Annotated in this window: 21 protein-coding genes; 9 read left to right on the top strand and 12 right to left on the bottom strand. The window is 68.6% G+C overall.

The window, feature by feature from the left end; all coding sequences use genetic code 11:
• Positions 1-118 precede the first annotated feature (118 nt).
• Together T8K17_RS16605 and gltX are read right to left on the bottom strand one after the other, a co-directional pair.
• On the bottom strand, positions 119-1,423 hold the full coding sequence (locus T8K17_RS16605; RefSeq protein ID WP_322330851.1) for a citrate synthase: 1,305 nt from the start codon (positions 1,421-1,423) through the stop codon (positions 119-121).
• A gap of 75 nt (positions 1,424-1,498) precedes the next feature.
• The gene (gene gltX / locus T8K17_RS16610) at positions 1,499-2,911 is read right to left on the bottom strand and encodes a glutamate--tRNA ligase (RefSeq protein ID WP_322330852.1); all 1,413 of its coding nucleotides are present in this window, start codon (positions 2,909-2,911) and stop codon (positions 1,499-1,501) included.
• A gap of 71 nt (positions 2,912-2,982) precedes the next feature.
• Between gltX and T8K17_RS16615 the strand changes: the two genes are divergently transcribed.
• Positions 2,983-5,190 (top strand): ComEC/Rec2 family competence protein, encoded by a 2,208-nt coding sequence (locus T8K17_RS16615; RefSeq protein WP_322330853.1) that lies wholly within the window; start codon positions 2,983-2,985, stop codon positions 5,188-5,190.
• A gap of 220 nt (positions 5,191-5,410) precedes the next feature.
• Positions 5,411-5,707, top strand: coding sequence for a hypothetical protein (locus tag T8K17_RS16620; RefSeq protein WP_322330854.1), 297 nt, complete (start codon positions 5,411-5,413; stop codon positions 5,705-5,707).
• A gap of 81 nt (positions 5,708-5,788) precedes the next feature.
• On the opposite strand, the gene lexA is transcribed toward T8K17_RS16620, so the two are convergent.
• The 6 genes from lexA to T8K17_RS16650 form a co-directional block, all read right to left on the bottom strand.
• Positions 5,789-6,505: a transcriptional repressor LexA gene (gene lexA / locus T8K17_RS16625; RefSeq protein WP_322330855.1), complete on the bottom strand. Its 717-nt coding sequence runs from the start codon at positions 6,503-6,505 to the stop codon at positions 5,789-5,791.
• A gap of 152 nt (positions 6,506-6,657) precedes the next feature.
• On the bottom strand, positions 6,658-7,911 hold the full coding sequence (gene glp, locus T8K17_RS16630) for a gephyrin-like molybdotransferase Glp (RefSeq protein WP_322330856.1): 1,254 nt from the start codon (positions 7,909-7,911) through the stop codon (positions 6,658-6,660).
• Positions 7,904-8,380: a cyclic pyranopterin monophosphate synthase MoaC gene (moaC, locus tag T8K17_RS16635; protein WP_322330857.1), complete on the bottom strand. Its 477-nt coding sequence runs from the start codon at positions 8,378-8,380 to the stop codon at positions 7,904-7,906. Before moaC ends, glp begins: the two co-directional genes overlap by 8 nt.
• 18 nt (positions 8,381-8,398) lie before the next feature.
• A complete protein-coding gene (gene trpC / locus T8K17_RS16640) occupies positions 8,399-9,205 on the bottom strand; it encodes an indole-3-glycerol phosphate synthase TrpC (protein WP_322330858.1) in 807 nt (268 codons plus the stop codon).
• Positions 9,205-10,236 carry an anthranilate phosphoribosyltransferase gene (trpD, locus tag T8K17_RS16645; RefSeq protein WP_322330859.1) on the bottom strand — a complete coding sequence of 344 codons (1,032 nt, stop codon included), beginning with the start codon at positions 10,234-10,236 and terminating at the stop codon, positions 9,205-9,207. The genes trpC and trpD overlap by 1 nt, the downstream gene beginning before the upstream one ends.
• On the bottom strand, positions 10,233-10,865 hold the full coding sequence (locus T8K17_RS16650) for an aminodeoxychorismate/anthranilate synthase component II (RefSeq protein ID WP_322330860.1): 633 nt from the start codon (positions 10,863-10,865) through the stop codon (positions 10,233-10,235). The genes trpD and T8K17_RS16650 overlap by 4 nt, the downstream gene beginning before the upstream one ends.
• A gap of 89 nt (positions 10,866-10,954) precedes the next feature.
• Between T8K17_RS16650 and T8K17_RS16655 the strand changes: the two genes are divergently transcribed.
• The 7 genes from T8K17_RS16655 (at position 10,955) to T8K17_RS16685 (ending at position 16,802) form a co-directional block, all read left to right on the top strand.
• The gene (locus tag T8K17_RS16655) at positions 10,955-12,121 is read left to right on the top strand and encodes a divergent polysaccharide deacetylase family protein (protein ID WP_322330861.1); all 1,167 of its coding nucleotides are present in this window, start codon (positions 10,955-10,957) and stop codon (positions 12,119-12,121) included.
• A complete protein-coding gene (locus T8K17_RS16660) occupies positions 12,118-12,600 on the top strand; it encodes a GNAT family N-acetyltransferase (RefSeq protein ID WP_322330862.1) in 483 nt (160 codons plus the stop codon). Before T8K17_RS16655 ends, T8K17_RS16660 begins: the two co-directional genes overlap by 4 nt.
• Before the next feature lie 33 nt (positions 12,601-12,633).
• The gene (locus T8K17_RS16665) at positions 12,634-13,389 is read left to right on the top strand and encodes a sulfite exporter TauE/SafE family protein (RefSeq protein WP_322330863.1); all 756 of its coding nucleotides are present in this window, start codon (positions 12,634-12,636) and stop codon (positions 13,387-13,389) included.
• Positions 13,386-14,096, top strand: a complete 711-nt coding sequence (locus tag T8K17_RS16670) for a nitroreductase (RefSeq protein ID WP_322330864.1) — start codon at positions 13,386-13,388, stop codon at positions 14,094-14,096. Before T8K17_RS16665 ends, T8K17_RS16670 begins: the two co-directional genes overlap by 4 nt.
• 262 nt (positions 14,097-14,358) lie before the next feature.
• Positions 14,359-15,147 (top strand): SDR family oxidoreductase, encoded by a 789-nt coding sequence (locus T8K17_RS16675; RefSeq protein WP_322330865.1) that lies wholly within the window; start codon positions 14,359-14,361, stop codon positions 15,145-15,147.
• A gap of 87 nt (positions 15,148-15,234) precedes the next feature.
• Positions 15,235-16,059 (top strand): CoA transferase subunit A, encoded by an 825-nt coding sequence (locus T8K17_RS16680; RefSeq protein ID WP_322330866.1) that lies wholly within the window; start codon positions 15,235-15,237, stop codon positions 16,057-16,059.
• The gene (locus tag T8K17_RS16685; protein WP_322330867.1) at positions 16,056-16,802 is read left to right on the top strand and encodes a CoA-transferase; all 747 of its coding nucleotides are present in this window, start codon (positions 16,056-16,058) and stop codon (positions 16,800-16,802) included. Before T8K17_RS16680 ends, T8K17_RS16685 begins: the two co-directional genes overlap by 4 nt.
• A gap of 141 nt (positions 16,803-16,943) precedes the next feature.
• Here T8K17_RS16685 and hemA read toward each other — a convergent pair whose 3' ends face one another.
• The 4 genes from hemA to cysD all read right to left on the bottom strand — a co-directional run bounded on the left by hemA (position 16,944) and on the right by cysD (position 21,489).
• Complete coding sequence (gene hemA, locus T8K17_RS16690; RefSeq protein WP_322330868.1) at positions 16,944-18,155, bottom strand: 5-aminolevulinate synthase; 1,212 nt, start codon at positions 18,153-18,155, stop codon at positions 16,944-16,946.
• Positions 18,156-18,352: 197 nt separating this feature from the next.
• Complete coding sequence (locus T8K17_RS16695; RefSeq protein WP_322330869.1) at positions 18,353-18,778, bottom strand: GNAT family N-acetyltransferase; 426 nt, start codon at positions 18,776-18,778, stop codon at positions 18,353-18,355.
• Between the two features lie 6 nt (positions 18,779-18,784).
• The gene (gene cysC, locus T8K17_RS16700) at positions 18,785-20,680 is read right to left on the bottom strand and encodes an adenylyl-sulfate kinase (RefSeq protein ID WP_322330870.1); all 1,896 of its coding nucleotides are present in this window, start codon (positions 20,678-20,680) and stop codon (positions 18,785-18,787) included.
• Positions 20,681-20,694: 14 nt separating this feature from the next.
• Complete coding sequence (gene cysD / locus T8K17_RS16705; RefSeq protein ID WP_322330871.1) at positions 20,695-21,489, bottom strand: sulfate adenylyltransferase subunit CysD; 795 nt, start codon at positions 21,487-21,489, stop codon at positions 20,695-20,697.
• Between the last annotated feature and the right edge of the window lie 181 nt (positions 21,490-21,670).

The following is a 21,670-nucleotide window of genomic DNA, read 5'->3' on the forward strand; positions in this document are numbered from 1 at the left end:
CGGACAAAATCCGGGGAGTGTGGAGGGTTGGAAAGAGGGCGGGGTTAACTGCCTCTTCAAACGAGAAAGGGCGGCCTGGAGGCCGCCCTTTGCAGTCGGTCAGGCGAGGCGGGAAGCCTCAGCCGCGCTTCTCCAGCGGGACGTATTCGCGTTCGGTCGGACCGGTGTAGAGCTGACGCGGACGGCCGATCTTCTGGCCCGGTTCCTCGATCATCTCCTTCCACTGCGCGACCCAGCCGACCGTGCGGGCGACGGCGAACAGCACGGTGAACATCGAGGTCGGGAAGCCCAGCGCCTTCAGCACGATACCCGAATAGAAGTCGACGTTCGGGAACAGCTTCTTCTCCACGAAATACGGATCCGACAGCGCGATCTTCTCCAGCTCCATGGCCAGCTCGAGCAGCGGATCGTCCAGGTTCAGCTCTTCCAGAACCTCGTGACAGGACTTCTGCATCACCTTGGCGCGCGGGTCGTAGTTCTTGTAGACCCGGTGGCCGAAGCCCATCAGGCGGAACGGATCGTCCTTGTCCTTCGCGCGCTCGATGAACTCGGGGATGTTGTCCTTGTGGCCGATCTCCTCGAGCATCTTCAGCACCGCCTCGTTGGCGCCGCCATGGGCGGGACCCCACAGCGAAGCAACGCCGGCGGCGATGCAGGCGAACGGATTGGCGCCGGAGGAACCCGCCAGACGCACCGTGGAGGTGGAGGCGTTCTGCTCGTGGTCGGCATGCAGGATGAAAATCCGGTCCATGGCGCGGGCCACGGTCGGGCTGATCACGTATTCCTCGGCCGGGACCGCGAAGGTCATGTAGAGGAAGTTCTCGGCGTAGGAGAGATCGTTGCGCGGGTAGTTGAACGGCTGACCCACCGAGTACTTGTAGGCCATGGCCGCGATGGTCGGCATCTTGGCGATCAGGCGGAAGGACGCGACCATCCGCTGGTGCTCGTCATGGATGTCCGTGCTGTCGTGGTAGAAGGCCGACAGGCCGCCGACAACGCCGCACATGATCGCCATCGGGTGAGCGTCGCGCCGGAAGCCGCGGTAGAAGTTCGCCAGCTGCTCGTGCAGCATCGTGTGGTACGTCACGTCGTGGACGAACTTTTCCTTCTGCTTCTGCGTCGGCAGGTCGCCGTTGAGCAGCAGGTGGGCGACGTCCATGAAGTCAGACTTCTCGGCCAGATCCTCGATCGAATAGCCGCGGTGCAGCAATTGGCCGATATCGCCGTCGATATAGGTCAGGCCCGACTCGCAGGAACCGGTGGAGGTGAAGCCCGGGTCGTAGGTGAAATGCCCGGTCTGCGCGTACAGCTTGCGCACGTCGATCACGCTCGGACCCATGGTGCCCGCGATCACGGGAAGCTCGAAGCTCTCGCCGGACGCGTTATCGGTGAGGGTGAACGTGCCGGTATTGCTCTGGCTCATCTTTTAGTCCCCTGTTTCGAAGCCGCGCTCCCGGTTGGCCAGGATCAATGCGCAGCGGCGCGCGGATACTATCCGCTAGTGTGCAGTGCCGCAAACGGCGTCGATACGCCTGAGCGACTCATCTTTGCCAAGAACCGCCAGGACCTCGAAAATTCCCGGCGATGTGGTCGATCCAGTAAGGGCGGCGCGCAACGGTTGCGCCGCTTTGCCGAGCTTCAGTTCCTGAGCCTCAGCAAAAGAGCGCACTGCCTCCTCAACGTCCCCCTCCTGGAAAGAATTAAGCCCACGGAGCTTTTCCGCAAGCCCCGACAACACACGCCTGCCGTCGTCGTCGAGCAGCTTGTTTGCTTTTTCGTCAAAGCTGAGCGGCAGGGTGGCGGCGTAGAACCGCGCGTTGTCCGCCAGTTCGTTGATCGTGCGGGCGCGCGCCTTCAATCCTTCCATCCCGGAACGGATGCGGCCTTCCGTCTCCTCGGTCAGGGAGAGACCCTCCGGCTCGGCGCGCAGACGCACCAGCACCAGGTCGGCGAGCCGGTCGTTGTCGGCCTCGCGGATATAGTGGCCGTTCAGGTTCTCCAGCTTGGCGAAATCGAAGCGCGAGGCCGACCGGCCGACGCCGCCCAGGTCGAACAGCTCGATCGCCTTGTCCCGCGGCACGATCTCCTCGTCGCCATGGGCCCAGCCGAGGCGCAGGAGGTAGTTGTTCAGCGCCTCGGGCAGGTAGCCCATGTCGCGATAGGCATCGACGCCGAGCGCGCCGTGGCGCTTCGACAGCTTGGCGCCGTCCGGTCCGTGGATCAGCGGGATATGGGCGAAGACCGGCACGTCCCAGCCCATGGCGCGGTAGATCACCGCCTGACGGAACGCGTTGTTCAGGTGGTCGTCGCCGCGGATCACATGGGTGATGCCCATGTCGTGATCGTCGACCACCACCGAGTGCATGTAGGTCGGGGTGCCGTCGGCACGCAGGATGATCATGTCGTCGAGCTGGGCGTTCGGCACGGTGACCGAACCCTGCACCGCGTCGACGATCGTGGTTTCCCCGTCCTGGGGGGCCTTGATGCGGATGACGGGATCGACGCCGGCCGGCGCCTCGGACGGATCGCGGTCGCGCCAGGTGCCGTCGTAGCGCGGCTGCCGGCCCTCGGCCCGGGCGGTCTCGCGCATCTGCTCTAGCTCCTCCGGCGAGCAGTAGCAGCGATAGGCCTCGCCCTTTTCCAGGAGCTGGTGGGCGACCGCGGTGTGACGCTCGATCTGGGCGAGCTGGAACACCGGCGCCTCGTCGCCGTCGAGCCCGAGCCAGGCCAGACCGTCGAGGATCGCCTCGACCGCTTCCGGGGTGGAGCGTTTGCGGTCTGTGTCTTCGATACGCAACAGGTAGCGCCCGCCGTGGTGGCGCGCGAACAGCCAGTTGAACAGCGCCGTGCGCGCACCGCCGATATGCAGGAACCCGGTGGGCGAGGGGGCGAAGCGGGTGACGACCGACATGGAAAGCCTTTCACATGCGCGAGCGGTTGAACGGGGAGCTTCCCGGCGGCCGGCGCCGGAAAGGGCGACCGGTGTCTAGCACAGGCCTGCGCGAGGCGCGACCGTGGCGCCACCCGGAGCGGCCGGCGGCGCCCGCAGCCGGGGCGGACGGGCGCCCCCTCGCGGTTCGGCGGCCGGCTCCCCGGCGCGACCCGCTCGGCGCGTTCCGCCGGGCGTTCGCAGCGGATCGGGCGCGCTGGCCGCTCTGGCTGCCGGTCGCCTTCGCCGCCGGCATCGCGCTGTACTTCGCCCTGCCGTCCGAGCCGCCCCTGGCCGCCGCCCTGGTGCCGGCCCCGGCCGTCGCCGCCGCTGCCTGGGGCCTGAGGGGGCGCGAGCCGGCGCTGTGGTGCGCCCTGCTTCTGCTGTTCGCGACCCTCGGGCTGGGAGCGGCGGCGCTGCGCACGGCGGCGACGCAGACGGTCCTGCTGACGACGCCGATATGGGCCCAGGTCGAGGGCGTCGTGGAACGGGTGGAGAAGCGGCCCGGGGATGTCCGCCTCACCCTGATCGAGGTTCAGGCCGCCGGCGGCGCGCGCGCGGTCCCGTATCGGGTGCGGATCGTCTGCCGCAGGCTCGAGCGGGTGCCCGGCATCGGCGACCGGGTGCGCCTGCGCGCCCGGCTGACGCCGCCGCCGCCGCCGTCGGTTCCCGGCGGCTTCGATTTCCAGCGCAGCGCCTTCTTCGACGGGCTGGGAGCAGTCGGATTCGCCGTGGGCGAGCCCGAGCTGGTGTCGGCCGAGCCCGAGGGGAGCCTTACGCTGGCCGTGGGCAGGCTGCGGACCGCCGTGGCCGACCGGCTGGCTGCCGCACTTCCGGGGCCGGCGGGGGCGGTGGCGGCCGCGCTGATCGTCGGCGAACGGGCCGGGCTGGACGAGGCGACCCAGGCGGCGTTCCGCGATTCCGGACTGGCCCATCTGCTGGCGATCTCCGGCCTGCATATGGGGCTGGTGGCGGGCACCCTGTTCGCCGGTGTGCGGCTGGCCCTGTGTCTGATCCCCGGCGTCGCCCTGCGCCGGCCGGTCAAGAAAATCGCCGCCTGCGTCGCGCTGACCGGCAGCGTCGCCTACCTGGTGCTGGCCGGCGCCCCGGTGCCGACCCAGCGCGCTTTCCTGATGGCGGCGGCGGTCCTGTCCGCGGTGCTGGTGGATCGTGAGGCGGTCAGCCTGCGGCTGGTGGCGCTGGCGGCTTTCGCGGTGCTCGCGATCCGGCCCGACGTGCTGACCGGCGCCAGTTTCCAGCTATCCTTCGCCGCCGTGATCGCCCTCGTGGCGGTCCACGAGTCCTGGCGCCGGCGGGGACGGCGGGGGGAGGGCGGTGCCCGGCGATGGATGCTGGGCGGGCCCCGGTATCTCGCGGGCGTGGCGGTGACCTCCCTGGTGGCGACGGCGGCGACGGCCCCCTTCGTGACCTTCCATTTCCAGGCCATCGCCCTGGGCGGCCTTCCGGCGAACATGCTGGCGGTGCCGCTGACGGCCTTCGTCACCATGCCGGCCGGGATCGTCGCACTGCTGGCCATGCCGCTGGGTCTGGAGGGCTGGGTGCTGCCGGTGATGGGGCTGGGGATCGACGCCACCCTGGCGGTCGCCGACCGCGTCGTGGCATGGACCGGTCCGGCCGCCGGGGTGCATCCGCTGCCGGTCTCGGGGCTCGCCGCGCTGTCGCTGGGGGGATGCTGGCTGGCGATCTGGCGCGGCCGCCTGCGCTGGTTCGGCCTTATGCCGTTGGCGGCAGGCGGGCTGGTCTGGGCGAGTGTGACGCCGCCGGACGTCCTGATCTCAGCCGACGGGCAGCTCAGCGCGGTGGCCATGGGGGACGGCGGGGCCTGGGTGGTCTCGACCGCCCGGGGCAACCAGTTCTCCCGCTCGGTCTGGGCACGGCGCTGGGGGGTGGAGGAGACGGTGACGGTCACCGCCTGGGACCGGGACCAAGAGGCCGAGGGGGCTGCCCTAGCCTGCGACGACCTGGGTTGCACGCTGCGGCGCCGCGGGCAGCTGCTGTCGCTGGTCGCGAGCCAGGAGGCCGCCGTGGAGGATTGCGCGGCGGCAGACGTCCTGGTGGCGGTGGTTCGCATCCGGACGGCCTGTGACGGCCCGCGGATTGTGGTGCACGCTCCGGACCTGCGGCGAGACGGCGCTCACGCCGTCTGGCTGGGACCGAACGGCCCGCGCGTGGAGTCCGTCCGGGCGCGGCGGGGCGAGCGGCCCTGGGTGCCGGGCGGCGAAGAGAGCGCGGCCGATTGATCTGAAGGGTGCCACTTGGGATCAGGCTCCGCCGTCCGACGTCACACGTCGAAAAATACGGATTTGCTCAAGCCCCGGCGCGATTCCGGCTCTTTGCGCGAAAAGCTTGGGTTAAAGTTTTGATGACTCAGGGATAAAACTTTTCACTGTTTTGCGGTCCGAGAATCCCTTAAATCCAATATATTCTTTCTTGAATCGATTGGTGGGGTCGGTGATGCGCATGCCGGTACGGGAATGCTCCTTCGCGATCCTTGCGGATTCCGTTGCCGAAGTTGTCGGCAAGAAAAACCTCGCCTATGTCGCGATCAAGCAGGCTGCATCGACAGATAACCCCGCGCGAGAGCGCTGGGCCTCGAACCTGTTCGGCCAGATTTCCCTGAGCAACCGCAAGCAGATCCGGTCAAACGCGATGGTGAAGGCCCAGGACGAGCGCCAGAAACGCCGGGCCGAGGACAAGCGCGTGAAGGAAGTGAAGGGCGTCGACTGGGGCAACCTGTTCGCCCAATCCGGATCCTGACGGGCCGCCGCACCGCCATCCCAATCTGCCGCGCACCGAAAGCGGATCCGCCCGACCCGGGCAGATCCGCGTCCAGTATCGTCAGTAGTTCCGGATAAGGCCGACCAGCCGTCCCTGGATGCGCACCCGATCCGGGCCGAAAATCTGGATCTTGTACGCGGCGTTCGCAGGCTCCAGGGCGACGGAATTGCCCTTCCGGCGCAGCCGCTTGAGGGTGGCCTCCCGCTCGTCGATCAGGGCGACCACGATCGCCCCGTTCTCCGCCGTGTCGCAGCGCCGGACGATCACCGTGTCGCCGTCGAAGATCCCGTCCTCGATCATCGAATCCCCGGCGATCTCAAGGGCGTAATGCTCCCCCCCGGCGACCATGGACAGCGGCACCGAGACCGTGCTGGTCGGGTCGCTGATCGCTTCGATGGCGGTACCGGCGGCGATCCGGCCGTAGAGCGGCAGCTCGAACCCGCCGTCGCTGTCGGACGGCCGCTCCCGCCCGCCGCTGCGCATCGGGAAGTTCCCCGGAATGACGTTGGGCGAGAACCCGCGGATCGCCGGTTCCGGCGTCCCGGCAACCGCCGCCGTCGTGCCTTCCGGCAGCTTCAAGACCTCCAGCGCCCGCGCCCTGTGGGGCAGGCGCCGGATGAAGCCGCGCTCCTCCAGGGCCGTGATCAGACGATGGATGCCGGACTTGGATTTGAGGCTCAACGCCTCCTTCATCTCGTCGAACGAGGGCGAGACCCCGCCTTCCTCCAGCCGCCTGTGGATGAACATCAGCAGTTCGTGCTGCTTGCGGGTGAGCATCGGGTCCCTCGGCTTTCCGCCGCCACGACGCACGGCAAGCGGGCCGGCGCTCAGGCGAACAAACATGGTACAAACACCGATGTTCTACTTTTGATCCGCCGGCAGGTCAAGGCCTGTGGATAAGTCGGGGGACAGTATCCGGCGCGACTCGCCTAAATAGACAGAAAGTCGCCGTCGAGGCTGAGCACGCGCACCGTATCGCCGGCCTTGCGACTCGGATCGTTGGCCGGCCGGACGATCAAGCAATCGGCGGCGGCGAGACGCGACATCATCGAGCTGTCCTGGCGCGGGAAGGGGCGGACATGGCGGCGCCCGTCCTCGGCTCTTTCCCAGGTCGCCCGGACATAGTCCTGACGTCTGTCATTCTCCTTTAGGTCGACGGCGAGGACCGCCTGTTCCTCTTTGGCGCCGACCGTCTCCAGGCCCAGCATGGTCTCCAGGGCCGGGCGCAGGAACACGGTGGCGCAGACCACCGTAGACACCGGATTCCCGGGCAATCCGAGCATCGGCACCCCGGCGAAGCGGCCGAAGATCAGCGGCTTGCCCGGGCGCATGGCAATCTTCCAGAAGCCGACCTCCAACGCGTCGGCGCCGAACTCCGTGTCGCGCAGGGCTTTCTGCACAAGGTCGTGGCGGCCGACCGACGCACCGCCGGTGGTGACCAGCATGTCCGCCCCGCGCGCGCCGGCCGCAAGACGCCGCAGCGCGCCCTCGTCATCCGGGGCGATCCCGAGGTCGACCGGCTCGCCGCCGATGGCGCGCACCACCGCCGCGAGCGCATAGGCGTTGGAGGAGACGATGCGCATCGGGTCGGTCAACTCGCCCGGACGCACGATTTCGTCGCCGGTGGACAGAATCGCGACACGCGGTTTCCGCCGCACGCTGATCCAGGGCACATTCATGGTCGCCGCCAGGCCGATATCGCGGGCCGACAGGCGGCGTCCGGCGGCGATGCCGAGATCGCCCGCATGGAAGTCGAGACCTGCCGGGCGGATATAGGTGCCGGATGCCGCGCCTTCGCGCACGGTGACGGCGGCACCGTCCTCCTCGCTGTCGGCGTCCACATCCTCCTGGATGACGATGGCATCGGCGCCGTCGGGCACCGGGCCGCCGGTAAAGATGCGCACGCATTCCCCGGGACCGACCGTGCCGTCGAACAATCCGCCCGCCGGGGCGGCCCCGATCCGCGTCAGGGTCGCCGGCACGCTGGCGACGTCTTGAGCACGCACCGCGTATCCGTCCATAGCCGAGACCGCCACCGGCGGCTGGGTGCGGCGCGCGGTGATCGGCTCGGCGGTGACCCGGCCGAGCGCCTCGGTCAGCGCCACCATCTCCGCCGGCATCGGCGTCATCGCCGACAGGATGCGGTCCAGCGCGTCGGCTACCGGCAGCAGGTCGTCACTCACCCCTGTAGTCTCCGGATTTGCCGCCGGACTTGGCCACCAGCCGGATATCGCCGATCCGCATGGCCTTATCGACGGCCTTGGCCATGTCGTAGACGGTCAGCGCGGCGACCGACACGGCGGTCAGCGCCTCCATCTCCACGCCGGTGCGGCCCTTCAGCTTGCAGGTCGCCTCGATATCGACGGCATCGCGCGCCTCGTCGATGGTCAGCGCCACCTTCACCGAGGTCAGCGCCAATGGGTGGCAGAGCGGGATCAGGTCCGGGGTGCGCTTGGCGCCCATGATGCCGGCCAGCCGGGCGACAGACAGCACGTCGCCCTTCTTCACCCCGCCGCCGCGGATCAGCGCGATGGTCTCGGGGGCGGCATAGACCGAGCCGCGGGCGGTGGCGACCCGTTCGGTCTCCTCCTTGTCGCCGACATCGACCATATGCGCCTTGCCGGCGGCGTCGAAATGCGTGAAGTCGCTCATTCTCTCGGGCCCGTGGGTTCAGGCGACGGCGGGAAGGGGATCCGCCAGGAGTTTGCGGGTCGCGGCCGTGACGTCGTCTTGACGCATCAGCGACTCGCCGATCAGGAAGCAGCGCGCGCCGATCCGGGCCATGCGGCCGAGATCCTCCGGCGTGAACAGGCCGCTCTCCGCGATCAGGGTTCGGTCCTTCGGCACCATGGACGCAAGATTCTCCGCCGTGGCGAGGTCGGTGGTCATGGTCTTCAGGTTGCGGTTGTTCACCCCGATCAGCGGCGAGGACAGCTTGAGCGCCCGCGCCATCTCTTCTGCGTCGTGCACCTCCACCAGCACGTCCATGCCGAGATCGGTCGCCGCACTCTCCAACTCGGCGGCGAGGCCGTCGTCCAGCGCCGCCATGATCAGCAGGATGCAGTCGGCGCCCAGCGCGCGGGCCTCCACGATCTGGTAGGGATCGAGCATGAAGTCCTTGCGCAGGGCCGGCAGGTCGACGGCCGCGCGCGCCGCCTCCAGATAGGCGTCCTTGCCCTGGAAATACTTCTCGTCGGTCAGCACGGAGAGACAGGTCGCCCCGCCCTCGGCATAGGCGCGGGCAAGGGCGGGCGGATCGAAATCGGCGCGGATCAGCCCCTTGGACGGCGAGGCCTTCTTGATCTCGGCGATCAGGCCGTAGCCGGTCTTCGACGCGGCGGTCAGCGCCTTGGCGAAGCCGCGCGGGGCGGAGGCGGCCTTCGCCAACTCCTCCAGCTCGGCCAGCGACCGCCGGTCCTTGCGCTCGGCGATCTCGCCGCGCTTGTGCTCGCAGATCTCCGCCAGAACGTCGCGCATCAGGCGCTCTCCCGGTTGGTCATCTCGACCAGGGCGTCCAGTTTCGCCTTGGCCTTGCCGCTGTCGATGCTGTCGGCGGCCATCTCGGCCCCGGCCTTGATATCGGCTGCCTTGCCCGCCACCACCAGGGCCGCGCCGGCATTCAGCAGAACGATATCGCGATAGGGGCCCGTCGCCCCCTCCAGCACCTCGCGCAGGGCGACGGCGTTCTGCGCCGGATCGGCGCCGCGCACGGCGTCGATCGGGGCGCGGTCCAGCCCGGCATCCTCCGGCGTGACCTCGAAGGTTTTCACTTTGCCGTCCTGCAGGCTGGCCACATGGGTCGGGCCGGACAGGGTCAGCTCGTCCAGCCCGTCGCCATGGACGACCCAGGCGCGGGTGGAGCCCAACTGGCCCAGGGTCTCGGCCATCGGCACGATCCAGTCGCGGGAGAAGGCGCCGACGAGCTGGGTCTTCACCATGCCCGGATTGGACAGCGGACCCAGGATGTTGAACAGGGTACGGGTGCCGAGCTCGACCCGGGGGCCGGCCACGTGGCGCATGGCGCTGTGGTGGCGCGGCGCCATGAAGAAGCAGATGCCGACCTCGTCGATTGCCTTCTTCACCAGCTTCATGTCGCAGTCGGTGTTCACGCCCAGATGGGTCAGCACGTCGGCGGCCCCGGAACGCGAGGACAGGGCCCGGTTGCCGTGCTTGGCCACCGGCACGCCGGCGCCGGCGATCACGAAGGAGGCGGCGGTGGAGATGTTGTAGGTCTTCGCCCCGTCGCCGCCGGTGCCGACATTGTCCATGGCATCGGCGGGAACCTCGACCTTCAGGGCCTTGGCCCGCATGGCCCGGGCCGCCCCGGTGATTTCCGGCACGGTCTCTCCGCGCACCCGCAGCGCCATCAGGAAGCCGCCGACCTGGGCCGGGGTGGCGTTGCCCGACATGATGATGTCGAAGGCGCTCTCGGCCTGTTCCTCGCTCAGGGACGCCCCGGTCGCCGCGTGGGCGATCAGGGTCTTCATGTCCCCCAGATCGCCGCTCATGTCCCGGTTCTCTTCAGCCGCGCCTCGATCTCCTCGATCGGCTGGATCGGCTGGCCGTTGAAGCCGGCCAGGCGCAGGAAGTTGCCCAGCATCCGGTGGCCGAACTGGGAGGCGATGCTCTCCGGGTGGAACTGCACGCCGTAGCACGGGTAGTCGCGGTGCTTCAGCCCCATGACGATGCCGTCCTCGGTCCAGGCCGTCTTCTCCAAGACATCCGGCCAGCCCTCGGTCGGGACCACCAGCGAGTGATAGCGCGTCACCTCGAAGGGCGAGGGCAGGCCCTCGAAGATACCGGTGCCGGTGTGATGCACCTCCGACACCTTGCCATGCATCGGCACCGGGGCCCGGGTCACCGTGCCGCCGAAGGCCTGGCCCATGGTCTGGTGGCCCAGGCACACGCCCAGCATCGGGATGCTCGGCGCGCAGCGTTCCACCAGTTCCAGACAGATGCCGGCTCGGTCCGGATCGCAGGGACCGGGCGAGATGACGATACCCTCCGGGTTGAGATCGATGATCTCGTCCACGGTGATCTTGTCGTTCCGCCGCACCTCGAACCGTGCTCCCAGTTCCCCGAGGAAGTGGTAGAGGTTGTAGGTGAAGCTGTCGTAATTATCGATCAGCAGAAACATTTCAATCGCTTGGAGACGGTTGTTTATGTAGCGGACTAGCCGTTGCGTGCTACCTTATCAACCCCAGGACCGGCAGAGAAGCGGCTAGCATGGCGGCACAGCGCAAGAAGCCCACGCGCAGCAGGAAGCAGACCTCCCCAACGGGCGGCGGGATGCTGCGGCGCGCCGGGATTGCGGTCGTCGCCGCAGGCATCCTGTTCGGCGGCGGCATCGCCGTGGGCGCGTGGATCGCCGGCGGCGGGAGCCTGCCCGAACTGAGCGCGAGTCGCGATCTCCTGGGCACGCCCAAGGGGACGACGCCCGCTCCGGCCCAGACCGCGACCAAGGCGCCGGTGCCGGTCCAGAAGCCGACCCAGACTGCCGTTCAGGCCGAGCCGGGCATCCCGCTGCCGAAGATGGCCAAGGCGGTCGAGGCGATGAAGCAGGCAGAGGCGGCACCGCGGCCCGCACCCGCGCCGGCCCAGGTCGCCGCCCTGCCGGCCAAGCCGCCGACCGCCGATGAGGGAGACCTGCCCGCCTGGCGCCGCTATGCGGTGGCGGCCGACATGTCCGGCGGCGGTCCCTTCATCGCCATCGTGCTGGACGATCTCGGCATCGACGTGCGCCGCTCCAACCGGGCGGTGGCGCTGCCCGCACCGGTGACCCTGGCCTATCTGCCCTATGCCGAAGGTCTGGACAGCCAGACCGCGGCGGCGCGCAACGCGGGGCACGAACTGCTGGTCCATATCCCGATGCAGCCCCATGGCGAGGATGCCGATCCGGGGCCGAACGCGCTCGACATGCGCCTGGGCGCCATCGAGGTGCTGAGCCGGCTGGACTGGGATCTCGCCCGGTTTTCCGGCTATGTCGGCATCAACAACCACATGGGCAGCCTGTTCACCGAGAGCGAGGAGGGCATGCGCCTGGTGGCCGAGGGACTGCGCGACCGGGGGCTGCTGTTCCTGGACAGCCTGACCTCGCCGAAGAGCGTGGCGGCCTCCACCGTCGCATCCTACGGCGTGCCGACGACGGTGCGCGACGTGTTCCTCGACAATACCGACAGCCCGGAGGAGGTGGCGATGCGTCTGGAACAGACAGAGAAGGTGGCCCGCAAGGCCGGCACGGCGATCGCCATCGGCCATCCGCGCGACAACACCCTGGCCGTGCTGGAGGACTGGATCCCGAAGGCCAAGGCCGCCGGCTTCACCCTGGTGCCGCTGACCGCCGTGCTGGATATCCGGCGCGGCATGGCCACCCAGCAGGCGAGCCGGCCGTGAGCGGGGCTGAATTGCCGCCGGTCACTTGGCGCTGGCACCGATGGGACCAGCTCGACCGGGACCAGCTCTACGCGATTCTGAAGGCACGGGTGGACATCTTCGTGGTCGAGCAGGAATGTCCCTATCCGGAGATCGACGGCAAGGATCCCAAGGCGCTGCATCTGCTGGGCTATGACGGGCATCCGGGGGACGGCGTGCTGCTGGCCTATGCGCGGCTGTTCGCGCCCGGAGTGTACTATGCCGAGCCGGCGGTCGGCCGGGTGCTGACGACGCCGGCGGCCCGGGGGCGGGGTGTGGGCCGCCTGCTGATGGCGGAGTGCCACCGCTTCTCCGAGGCGACGTTCGGCACCCCGGCGGTCCGGTTGAACGGGCAGGCCTATCTGAAGGAGTTCTACGAGAGCCTGGGCTACGCCGCCGTCATGGGACCGTATGACGAGGACGGCATTCCGCATTACGAGATGCTTCGGGCCGCACCGTAGCGTCCGGTCGGGGGCGGTGCCTATCGTCGCGCCATGACGGATTTCGCTGATCTCGCGGCCATAGTCGGTGTCCTGTTTCTCGCCGGCCTGGTGAAGGGCGTGGTCGGGCTCGGCCTGCCCACGGTCAGCCTGGCGCTGCTGACCCCGATTCTCGGCCTGCCGGCGGCTATGGCGGCGATGCTGCTGCCGTCCTTTCTGACCAATCTGCAGCAGGCGCTCACCGGCGGGGAGACCCCGGCGATGCTGCGCCGATTCTGGCCGTTTCTGGCGGCGGTGGCGCTCGGCACCCTGGCGACCTCCGGTGCGGTGGCCCTGGTCCCCTCCGACCTGCTGGTGATCCTGCTGGGGGCGTCGATTGCGGTCTATGCCGCGCTCGGCCTGCTGACCCCGCCCTGGCCGCAGCCAGGATCGCGGGAGCGCTGGCTCGGGCCGCTCTGCGGTCTCGTCACCGGGCTGCTGACCGGCATGACCGGCTCCTTCGTGATCCCGTCCGTGCCGTATCTGCAGTCCCTGGCGCTGGGCCGTGACCGGCTGGTGCAGATGATGGGGGCGACCTTCACGGTGGCCACGCTCGCCCTGGCGCTCGGCCTCGGCGGGCGCGGTCTGATCGGCGGCGGCGCGGCACTCGGTACCCTGGCCGGGGTGATTCCCGCCTTTCTCGGCATGGAGATCGGCCGCCGGCTGCGCGGCCGGCTATCGGAGCAGGCCTTTCGCCGCGCGCTTTTCACGGCACTGTTGCTACTGGGGATCTGGATGATCGGGCGGGAACTGGCTAGCGTCGCTGCATGACAGATCATGCCCCCAATATCCCGCTCCCCGTTTCCGACCTTAACCCGGTGGAAGAGGCCGTCGGCCAGCGCCGTTCCGTGCGCGGCTTCAAGCCCGACCCGGTACCGCGCGAGACGGTCGAACGCATCCTCCAGATCGCCGCCCGCGCCCCGTCCGGTACCAACATGCAGCCCTGGAAGGTGCATGTCCTGACCGGCAAGGCACGGGAGGATCTGTCCGCGGCGATCATGACCGCCTTCGATAGCGGCGAGGAACACAAGGGCGAGTGGGCCTATTACCCCAAGCAGTTCCGCGAGCCGTATCTGGCGCGCCGGCGCAAGGTGGGCTGGGACCTCTACGGGCTGGTCGGCATCGCCAAGGGCGACTCTGAGAAGATGCATGTGCAGCACGGCCGCAACTACACCTTCTTCGACGCGCCGGTGGGGCTGGTCTTCACCATCGACCGGGACCTGGAGATCGGCTCTTGGCTGGATTACGGGATGTTCCTGCAGAACGTGATGCTGGTCGCCCGCTCCCACGGGCTGGAGACCTGCCCTCAGGCGGCCTTCGCGCCGTTCCATAAGGTCATCCGGGAGAGCCTGGGGCTCGACGAGATGGAGGCCGTGGTCTGCGGCATGTCGCTCGGCTACGCGGACTGGGATCGGCCGGAGAACACGCTGATCACCGACCGGGCGCCACTCGAGGATTTCGTCAAGTTTCGGGAGTAGGGGGCGGATCCGGCCCTTCGACATGCCCCGATGGGGCTGCTCAGGGCGAGGTCGGGGTGTTGACTGCATTGTCTTAGACCTCGCCCTGAGCAACCCCGGATCCGGTCCGGGGCGTGTCGAAGGGCCCTCCCGAGCACGGGGCATGGTCAGGCGGACCGGGCGCGCATTCCCCCCATTGCCGCCACACCCGCCCGCTTGTCATGATCCCCGCCAACCAGACACAAACCAGAACACCAGAGGGCGCAGCCCCGGGAGAGGAAACATGAGCCGGATCAGTGTCATCACCGGCGGTGCCAGCGGCATCGGCCGGGCCAGTGCCGAGGTGCTGGCGGAACGGGGCGACACCCTCGTCATCGCCGACATGAACGCCGAGGGTGCGGCCAAGGCCGCCGAGGAGCTGAAAGTCGCCGGGGCCGCCGCCCATGCGCTGGCGCTCGATGTCGCCGACGACGCGGCGGTGGAGGATTTCTTCGACCGGGTGGAGAGCGAGATCGGCGCGGTCGGCGCCGTCGTCCACGCCGCCGGCATCCTGCAGAACGCCATGACCACCGAACGCATGGACCGGGCCGAAGCCGACCGGATCATGGACGTGAACTATCGCGGCACCTGGTCGGTGAACGTCGCCGCCTGCCGCCGCATGAAGGCGCGTCAGGCCGGGGCGGTCGTCAATCTCGCCTCGATCAACAGCTTCACCGCCCTGCCAATCCCCAGCTACAACGTCTCCAAGGCGGCGGTGAAGGCGCTGACCGAGATCCTGGCGGTGGAATACGGCATCCACGGCATCCGGGTGAACGCGGTCGCCCCGACCTACACCATCACTCCGGCGATCCAGGCCCGCATCGACAGCGGCCACCGCGATCCCGAGGCGATCCGCGATGCCGGTGCGCTGAAGATCCTGGTCACTCCGCGCAACATCGCCGAGCCGATAGCCTTCCTGCTGTCGGACGCCGCCGCCGCCATCACCGGCGTGACCCTGCCGGTGGACGCGGGCTACGCGCCGAACACCACCTACCGCAGCTACGTCGCCCCGGTGGAGGGCTTCGGCCAATAGGCCGGCCGGCACCGGTCTGATGCCGGCGCGGCCGTTGATCGGCGCGCGCGACCGGCGCAGACTTGGCCGGGATATCGGGAGGAAACGATGACCGAAATGGTGACCAGCCTCGGCGCGCTCGCCGCCAAGGTGACGGACGGCGCGACGATCGCCCTGCCGCCGGACTATTCCGGCTGCGCCAATGCCCTGTGGCGGGCGGTGATCCGCCGGGGGGTAAAGGACCTGCACCTCGTCGGCGTGCCGGTGTTCGGCTATCACGGCGACCTGCTGATCGGCGCGGGCTGCGTCAAGGTGGCCGAGACCTCCGCCGTCACCCTGGGCGAGCACGGATTGGCCCCGCGCTTCACCGCCGCGGTGAAGGCCGGCAGCATCATCGTGAAGGACGCCACGTGCCCCGCCATCCATGCCGGGCTGCAGGCGGCCGAGCGGGGGGCGCCGTTCTCGGTCATGCGCGGGCTCATCGGCTCCGACATCCTGGCCCGCCGCGACGACTGGAAGGTCATCGAGAACCCGTTCGGCGACAACGATCCGGTGGTCGCCATCCCGGCCCTGACCCCGGATCTCGCGGTGTTCCATGCGGCCAAGGCCGACCGTCACGGCAATGTCTGGATCGGCGTGCGGCGCGAGCTGATGGTCATGGCCCATGCCGCCCGCGACACGCTGGTGACGGTGGAGGAGATCGTCGACGGAGACCTGATGGCCGATCCGGCGACCAAGGCCGGCACCATACCCGGCCTGTACGTCACCGCCATGGCCGAGGCGAAGGAGGGGAGTTGGCCCCAGGGCTTGCCCGCCACCGACCTGGTCGCCGATCAGGGCCACCTCGCGCGCTATGCCGAGATGGCGAAGACGGAAGAGGGCTTCGCCGCCTATCTGGCGGAATACGTGACCGGCCGGGAGGCGGCGGAATGACCGATTCCGATGTGCAGTTGGAAGAGATCCTGATCCACACCATCGCCGGCATGCTGGACGGGCTGCGCCATGTGGCGGTCGGCGCGTCCTCGCCGGTACCGGGGGCGGCGGCGCTGCTGGCCCGGGCGCGGTCCGGCGATGCGACCCGGGTCTCGGTGCTGGGATCGGAGGATCACAACTTCTTCTCCGACGGCGGCAAGGAGCTGTTCGACTGCGCCGGGCAGGGGCGGATCGACGCGTTCTTCCTCTCCGGCGCCCAGATCGACGGCAAGGCCAACATCAACCTGGTCTCCATCGGCGATCTGGACCTGCCCAAGGCGCGGTTCCCGGGCTCCTTCGGCTCCGGTTACCTGTATTACGTGGTGCCGCGGGTGATCCTGTTCCGGCTGGAGCACACCAAGCGCACGCTGGTGGAACAGGTGGATTTCATCTCCGCGCCGGGCTTCTCCGAGCCGAACGTCTACCGGCCGGGCGGCCCCTTCGCGATGATCACCGACCGCTGCCTGTTCGACGTGGACAAGGAGCGCCGTCGCTTCGTGCTGAAGAGCGTGCATCCGGGCGAGACGGTCGAGAGCATCGCGGAGAACACCGGCTTCGACTACGACGTGCCGGCCGAGGTGCCCACCACGCCGCTGCCGGACGCGGAGACCCTGGCCCTGATGCGCGGCCGCATCGCCGGCGAGATCGCCGAGATCTATCCGGGATTTGCGAAGCGGGTCTTCGGGCTGGAGAAGGCGGCTTAGGGACTGCCGGCCCTTCGACACGCCCCCGCCGAAGAGCGGGGGCTGCTCAGGGCGAGGTCAAATCAAGGAAACTTAAGCCCACCAGAACACTGACCTCGCCCTGAGCAGCCCCATCGGGGCGTGTCGAAGGGCCGCCATGTGTTATGCCGCCCGCTTCAGCCCCGACCGTGCCCAGATCGTCTCCAGCGACGCGACCAGATGGGCGATATCCGTGTCCGAATGCACCGGGGACGGGGTGATGCGCAGCCGTTCGGTGCCGCGCGGGACCGTGGGGTAGTTGATCGGCTGCACGTAGATGCCGAACTCGTCCAGCAGCTCGTCGCTGATCCGCTTGGCATCCACCGGATCGCCCACCATCACCGGGACGAGATGGCTCGGATTGGCGAGGTGGGGGATACCGGCGGCGTCCAGGCCGGCGCGGACCTTGGCGACCCGGTCGCGCTGGGCCTCGCGCTCCACATTGCTGGTCTTCAGGTGCCGGATGCTGGCGCGCGCGCCGGCGGCGATCGCCGGGGGCAGGGCGGTGGTGAAGATGAAACCCGAGGCGAAGCTTCGCACGAAATCGCACAGCGCCGTCGAGGCCGCGATATAGCCACCCATCACCCCGAAGGCCTTGCCGAGCGTTCCCTCGATCACCGTCAGGCGGTGCGCCAGACCCTCGCGCTCGGAGATGCCGCCGCCGCGCGGACCGTACAATCCCACCGCGTGCACCTCGTCGAGATAGGTCATCGCGCCGTGCTTCTCGGCCACGTCGCAGATCTCGGCGATCGGCGCGATGTCGCCATCCATCGAATACACGCTCTCGAAGGCCACCAGCTTCGGCCGGTTCGGGGCGATCTCCGACAGCTTGCGGTCGAGATCCTCGGGGTCGTTGTGGTTCCAGATCACCTTCTCGGCGCGGGAATGGCGGATGCCCTCGATCATGGACGCGTGGTTGTCGGCGTCCGACAGCACCACGCAGCCGGCCATGCGCGATGCCAGCGTGCCAAGCGCCGCCCAGTTCGACACGTAGCCGGAGGTGAACAGCAGCCCGGCTTCCTTGCCGTGCAGGTCGGCGAGCTCTTCTTCCAGCAGCACGTGGTCGTGGTTGGTGCCGGAGATGTTCCGGGTGCCGCCGGCGCCCGCGCCGGAGCGGTCCAGCGCCTCGTGCATGGCCTGCAGGACGGGCGGAAACTGGCCCATGCCGAGATAGTCGTTAGAGCACCAGACGGTGACCTCGCCGGTACCACCCTCGCGATGGCGGGTGGCACGGGGGAAGGCGCCCTTGTGCCGCTCGATATCGGTGAATACCCGATAGCGACCCTCGCCGCGCAGGGCATCAAGCTGGTCCTGGAAATAGGCCTCGTAATCCATGGTCGTCTCCTGGCGGGTTGCCCCGCTTGCGATCCCGGTCGACGGACGGTCCCTCGCGACGCTCCGTCCCGGCGGCCTCGGATGGCTGAGTGTATCGCAACCCGGGCCGGCCGGCGGCGAAAATGGCGATACAGGGCCGCCGTATCAACCGCGCACATCCGCGCAGTCGGCCGAAATTCGGACCGTTCCGACCGCCGCTAGAGCCGCTTGGTGAAGTAATGGCGGCTATGGCCCGGCGGCATGTCGACGATGCGGCCGATCTCGGTGAAGCCGAAGCGCGGGTAGAAGCTCGGCGCCTGGAAATCGTAGGTGTCGAGCCAGATCCCGATGCAGTCGCGGTCCCGAGCCAGCTGCTCGGCCCGCGCCAGCAGGGCGCCGCCCACGCCGCCGCGCCGGACCGCCGGGTCGACCGCCAGCAGGGCGACATGCAGCCAGGACAGGTTGGTGCTGCCGATCAGGGTGCCGACCACAGCGCCGTCACGCACCGCGCGCAGGGCGAATTCCTGGGTATTCCAGACCACCCCGTGCAGGACGGCATGCTCGGTCAGCCAGTCGAGCGCCTGTTTGCGGATACCGTCGAGCGCCTCGCCGGCACCCTCGACCAGATCGACCTCGACCGTCATCGCCCGTCAGCCGGCTCCCGTTCGGAAGTTCGCTTCCACATAGCCGAGAAGCTGCTCGACCGACTGGGACAGCGACAAGGCGCCGGTGTCGATCTCGACCTCGGCGTTCTCCGGCGCCTCGTAGGGGGCTGAGATGCCGGTGAACTCGGCGATCTCGCCGCGCCGAGCCTTCTTGTACAGGCCCTTGGGATCGCGCTCCTCGCAGACCGCCAGTCCGGCGTTCACGAAGACCTCGTGGAACAGGTCAGGGGCGACGGCGCGAGCCCGGTCGCGGTCGGACCGGTAGGGCGAGATGAAGGCGGTGATCACGAGGATGCCGGCGCGGGCGAACAGGGCGGCCACCTCGCCGACCCGGCGGATGTTCTCCTCCCGGTCCTCCGGCGCGAAGCCGAGATCGGCGGACAGGTCGAAGCGGATGTTGTCGCCGTCCAGCACGTAGACCTGCCAGCCCTTGCGGAACAGCGCCTGCTCCAGCTCGAGGGCGAGGGTGGACTTGCCCGCCCCCGACAGGCCGGTCAGCCAGAGCACGCCGGACTTGTGGCCGTTGGCGGCCCAGCGGGCGTCGGTGGTGACCCGGGTCTCCACCGCGGTGATGTTCTGCGAGGTCGGGGCATTGGCCCGGCGCAGGTCGTGGAACCCGTCCATGGAGACCAGGCCGCCGCCGGCCATGTCGTAGCCGTCGATCAGCACGAAGCGGCCGAGGCGCGGATTGGCGGTGAACTCGTCCACCGACAGCATGGCGCGGGCGCGCAGGACGACCTCGCCGACTTCGTTGCGCTCGATCCGGTCGGCCGGGCGCTCGGATAGGTCGGAGACGTCGATCACCCGCTCGATCGCCTGCACCTCCACCGGGTGCTCCAGGGTGGCGAGCTTCAGCTTGTAGCGCCGGCCCACTTCCAGCGGCGCGCGGCCGAGCCAGAAGATGCGGGCGCGGAACACGTTGGTCTGCACCGGCGGCTCGGACTCGTGGCTCGCCACATGGCCGCGTTCGACGAAGAGCTGGTCGTCCAGGGTGATGCCGATGGACTGGCCGGCCGAGGCGGACAGGACGGGGCCGTCGACGCTCCAGGCCTCGATCGACTGGACCTGGGCGCGGGCGTTGCTCGGGCTGAACAGCAGGGTGTCGCCCACGCTCAGCTTGCCGCTCTCGATGCGGCCGGCGAGGATGCGGCGCTCGTCGAACTTGTAGACGTCCTGGACCGGGAAGCGCAGCGGCAGTTCCACCGGCAGCGGCTTCGGCGTCAGGGCGTCCAGGGCGGCGATCAGGGTGTCGCCCTTGAACCAGGGCATGTTCTGCGACTTGTTCGCCAGTCCGTCGCCGTGGCGCGCGGAGACCGGCAGGATCGCCGCCGGGGTGATGCCCATGCCGCCGAGATACTTGTGGACCTCGCCGGCCACTTCCTCGAAGCGGTCCTTGGCGTGGTCGACCAGGTCCATCTTGTTGACCGCGACCACGACGTTGTCGAGGCCGAGCAGGTGCAGGATGTAGCCGTGGCGGCGGGTCTGCTCCTGGACCCCTTCCTTGGCATCGACCACCAGGATGGCGGCATCGGCCGAGGCGGCACCGGAGACCATGTTCTTCAGAAACTCCTTATGGCCCGGCGCGTCGATGATGACGTAGGGGCGGGCAGAGGTCTTGAAGAAGATCTGGGTTGTGTCGATGGTGATGCCCTGGTCGCGCTCGGCCTGCAGGGCGTCGAGCACGAACGCCCATTCCATCGGCATCCCGCGCCGGTCGGACATGGCCTTCACCGCTTCCATCTTGCCGTCGGGCAGGGAGCCGGTGTCGTGCAGCATGCGGCCGATCAGGGTCGACTTGCCGTGGTCCACATGGCCGACGATGACGAGCTTCATCGGCGCGAGGTCGGTGATCGGGGTGTCGGTCATCTGGGCTGAGGTCATCTGGGCGGACTCTCTTACATGTATCCCGCGGAGCGCAGGCGCTCGAACGCGTCTTCGGCCTCATGGTCCATCGCCCGTCCGCTGCGCTCGGCCACCTTGGTGGCGCGCAGCTCGGCGATGATCTTCTCCACCGTGTCGGCGTCGCTGGACACCGGGTTGGTGATGTCCATGTCGCCCAGCGAGCGGTAACGCTTGCCGTCCCGGGCGAAATACAGCGGCACCAGGGGAATGCCTTCGCGCTGGATGTAGAGCCAGATGTCGAGCTCGGTCCAATGCAGCAGCGGATGCACGCGGATATGGGTACCCGGCGCGAAGTCGGTCTTGAACTGATCCCAGAACTCCGGCGGCTGGTCGCGGAAGTCCCATTCGGCGTTCTCGCCGCGCGGGCTGAACACCCGTTCCTTTGCGCGGGTCGCCTCCTCGTCGCGGCGGATGCCGGCGATCACCGCCTGCAGGTCGAGCTCGGCGATCAGCCGCTTCAGCGCCTCGGTCTTGCGCGCGGCGGAGCGGGCGGCCGGCGGCAGGGTCGGGTCGATCTCCTCGATCGGCGGGCAGTCGCGGCGGATGAAGTTCAGGCCCCACTTGACCGAGTACTCCTTCTGGAAGGCGTACATCTCGGGGAACTTCTTGCCGGTGTCGCAGAACATGGCCGGGAAGGGCACATGGCCGAAGAACGCCTTCTTCGCCAGCCAGAGCATGACGTTGGAGTCCTTGCCCAGCGACCAGAGCATGCCCAGGCGGTCGAACTTGTTGAACGCCTCGCGCAGGATGTAGACGCTCTGCGCCTCGAGAGAGTCGAGATGGTTCATGGGAAGCCCGTTTCCCCGGTTGTGGTTTGCGCGTTGATAGGCGGGGACACGGGCGCTGTCAAAGGAAGTGCAAGGCTTGCGGGTCGCTCCCGAGTGACGCGTCAGACCCATAGCCGGGCGTAATTGACCCGGAAGTTCCCTGCCGGCGGTCCGGCGGGACCGGGGCGGTCAGGGTCATCGG

Source organism: Thalassobaculum sp. OXR-137 (assembly GCF_034377285.1).
Lineage (GTDB): Bacteria > Pseudomonadota > Alphaproteobacteria > Thalassobaculales > Thalassobaculaceae > Thalassobaculum.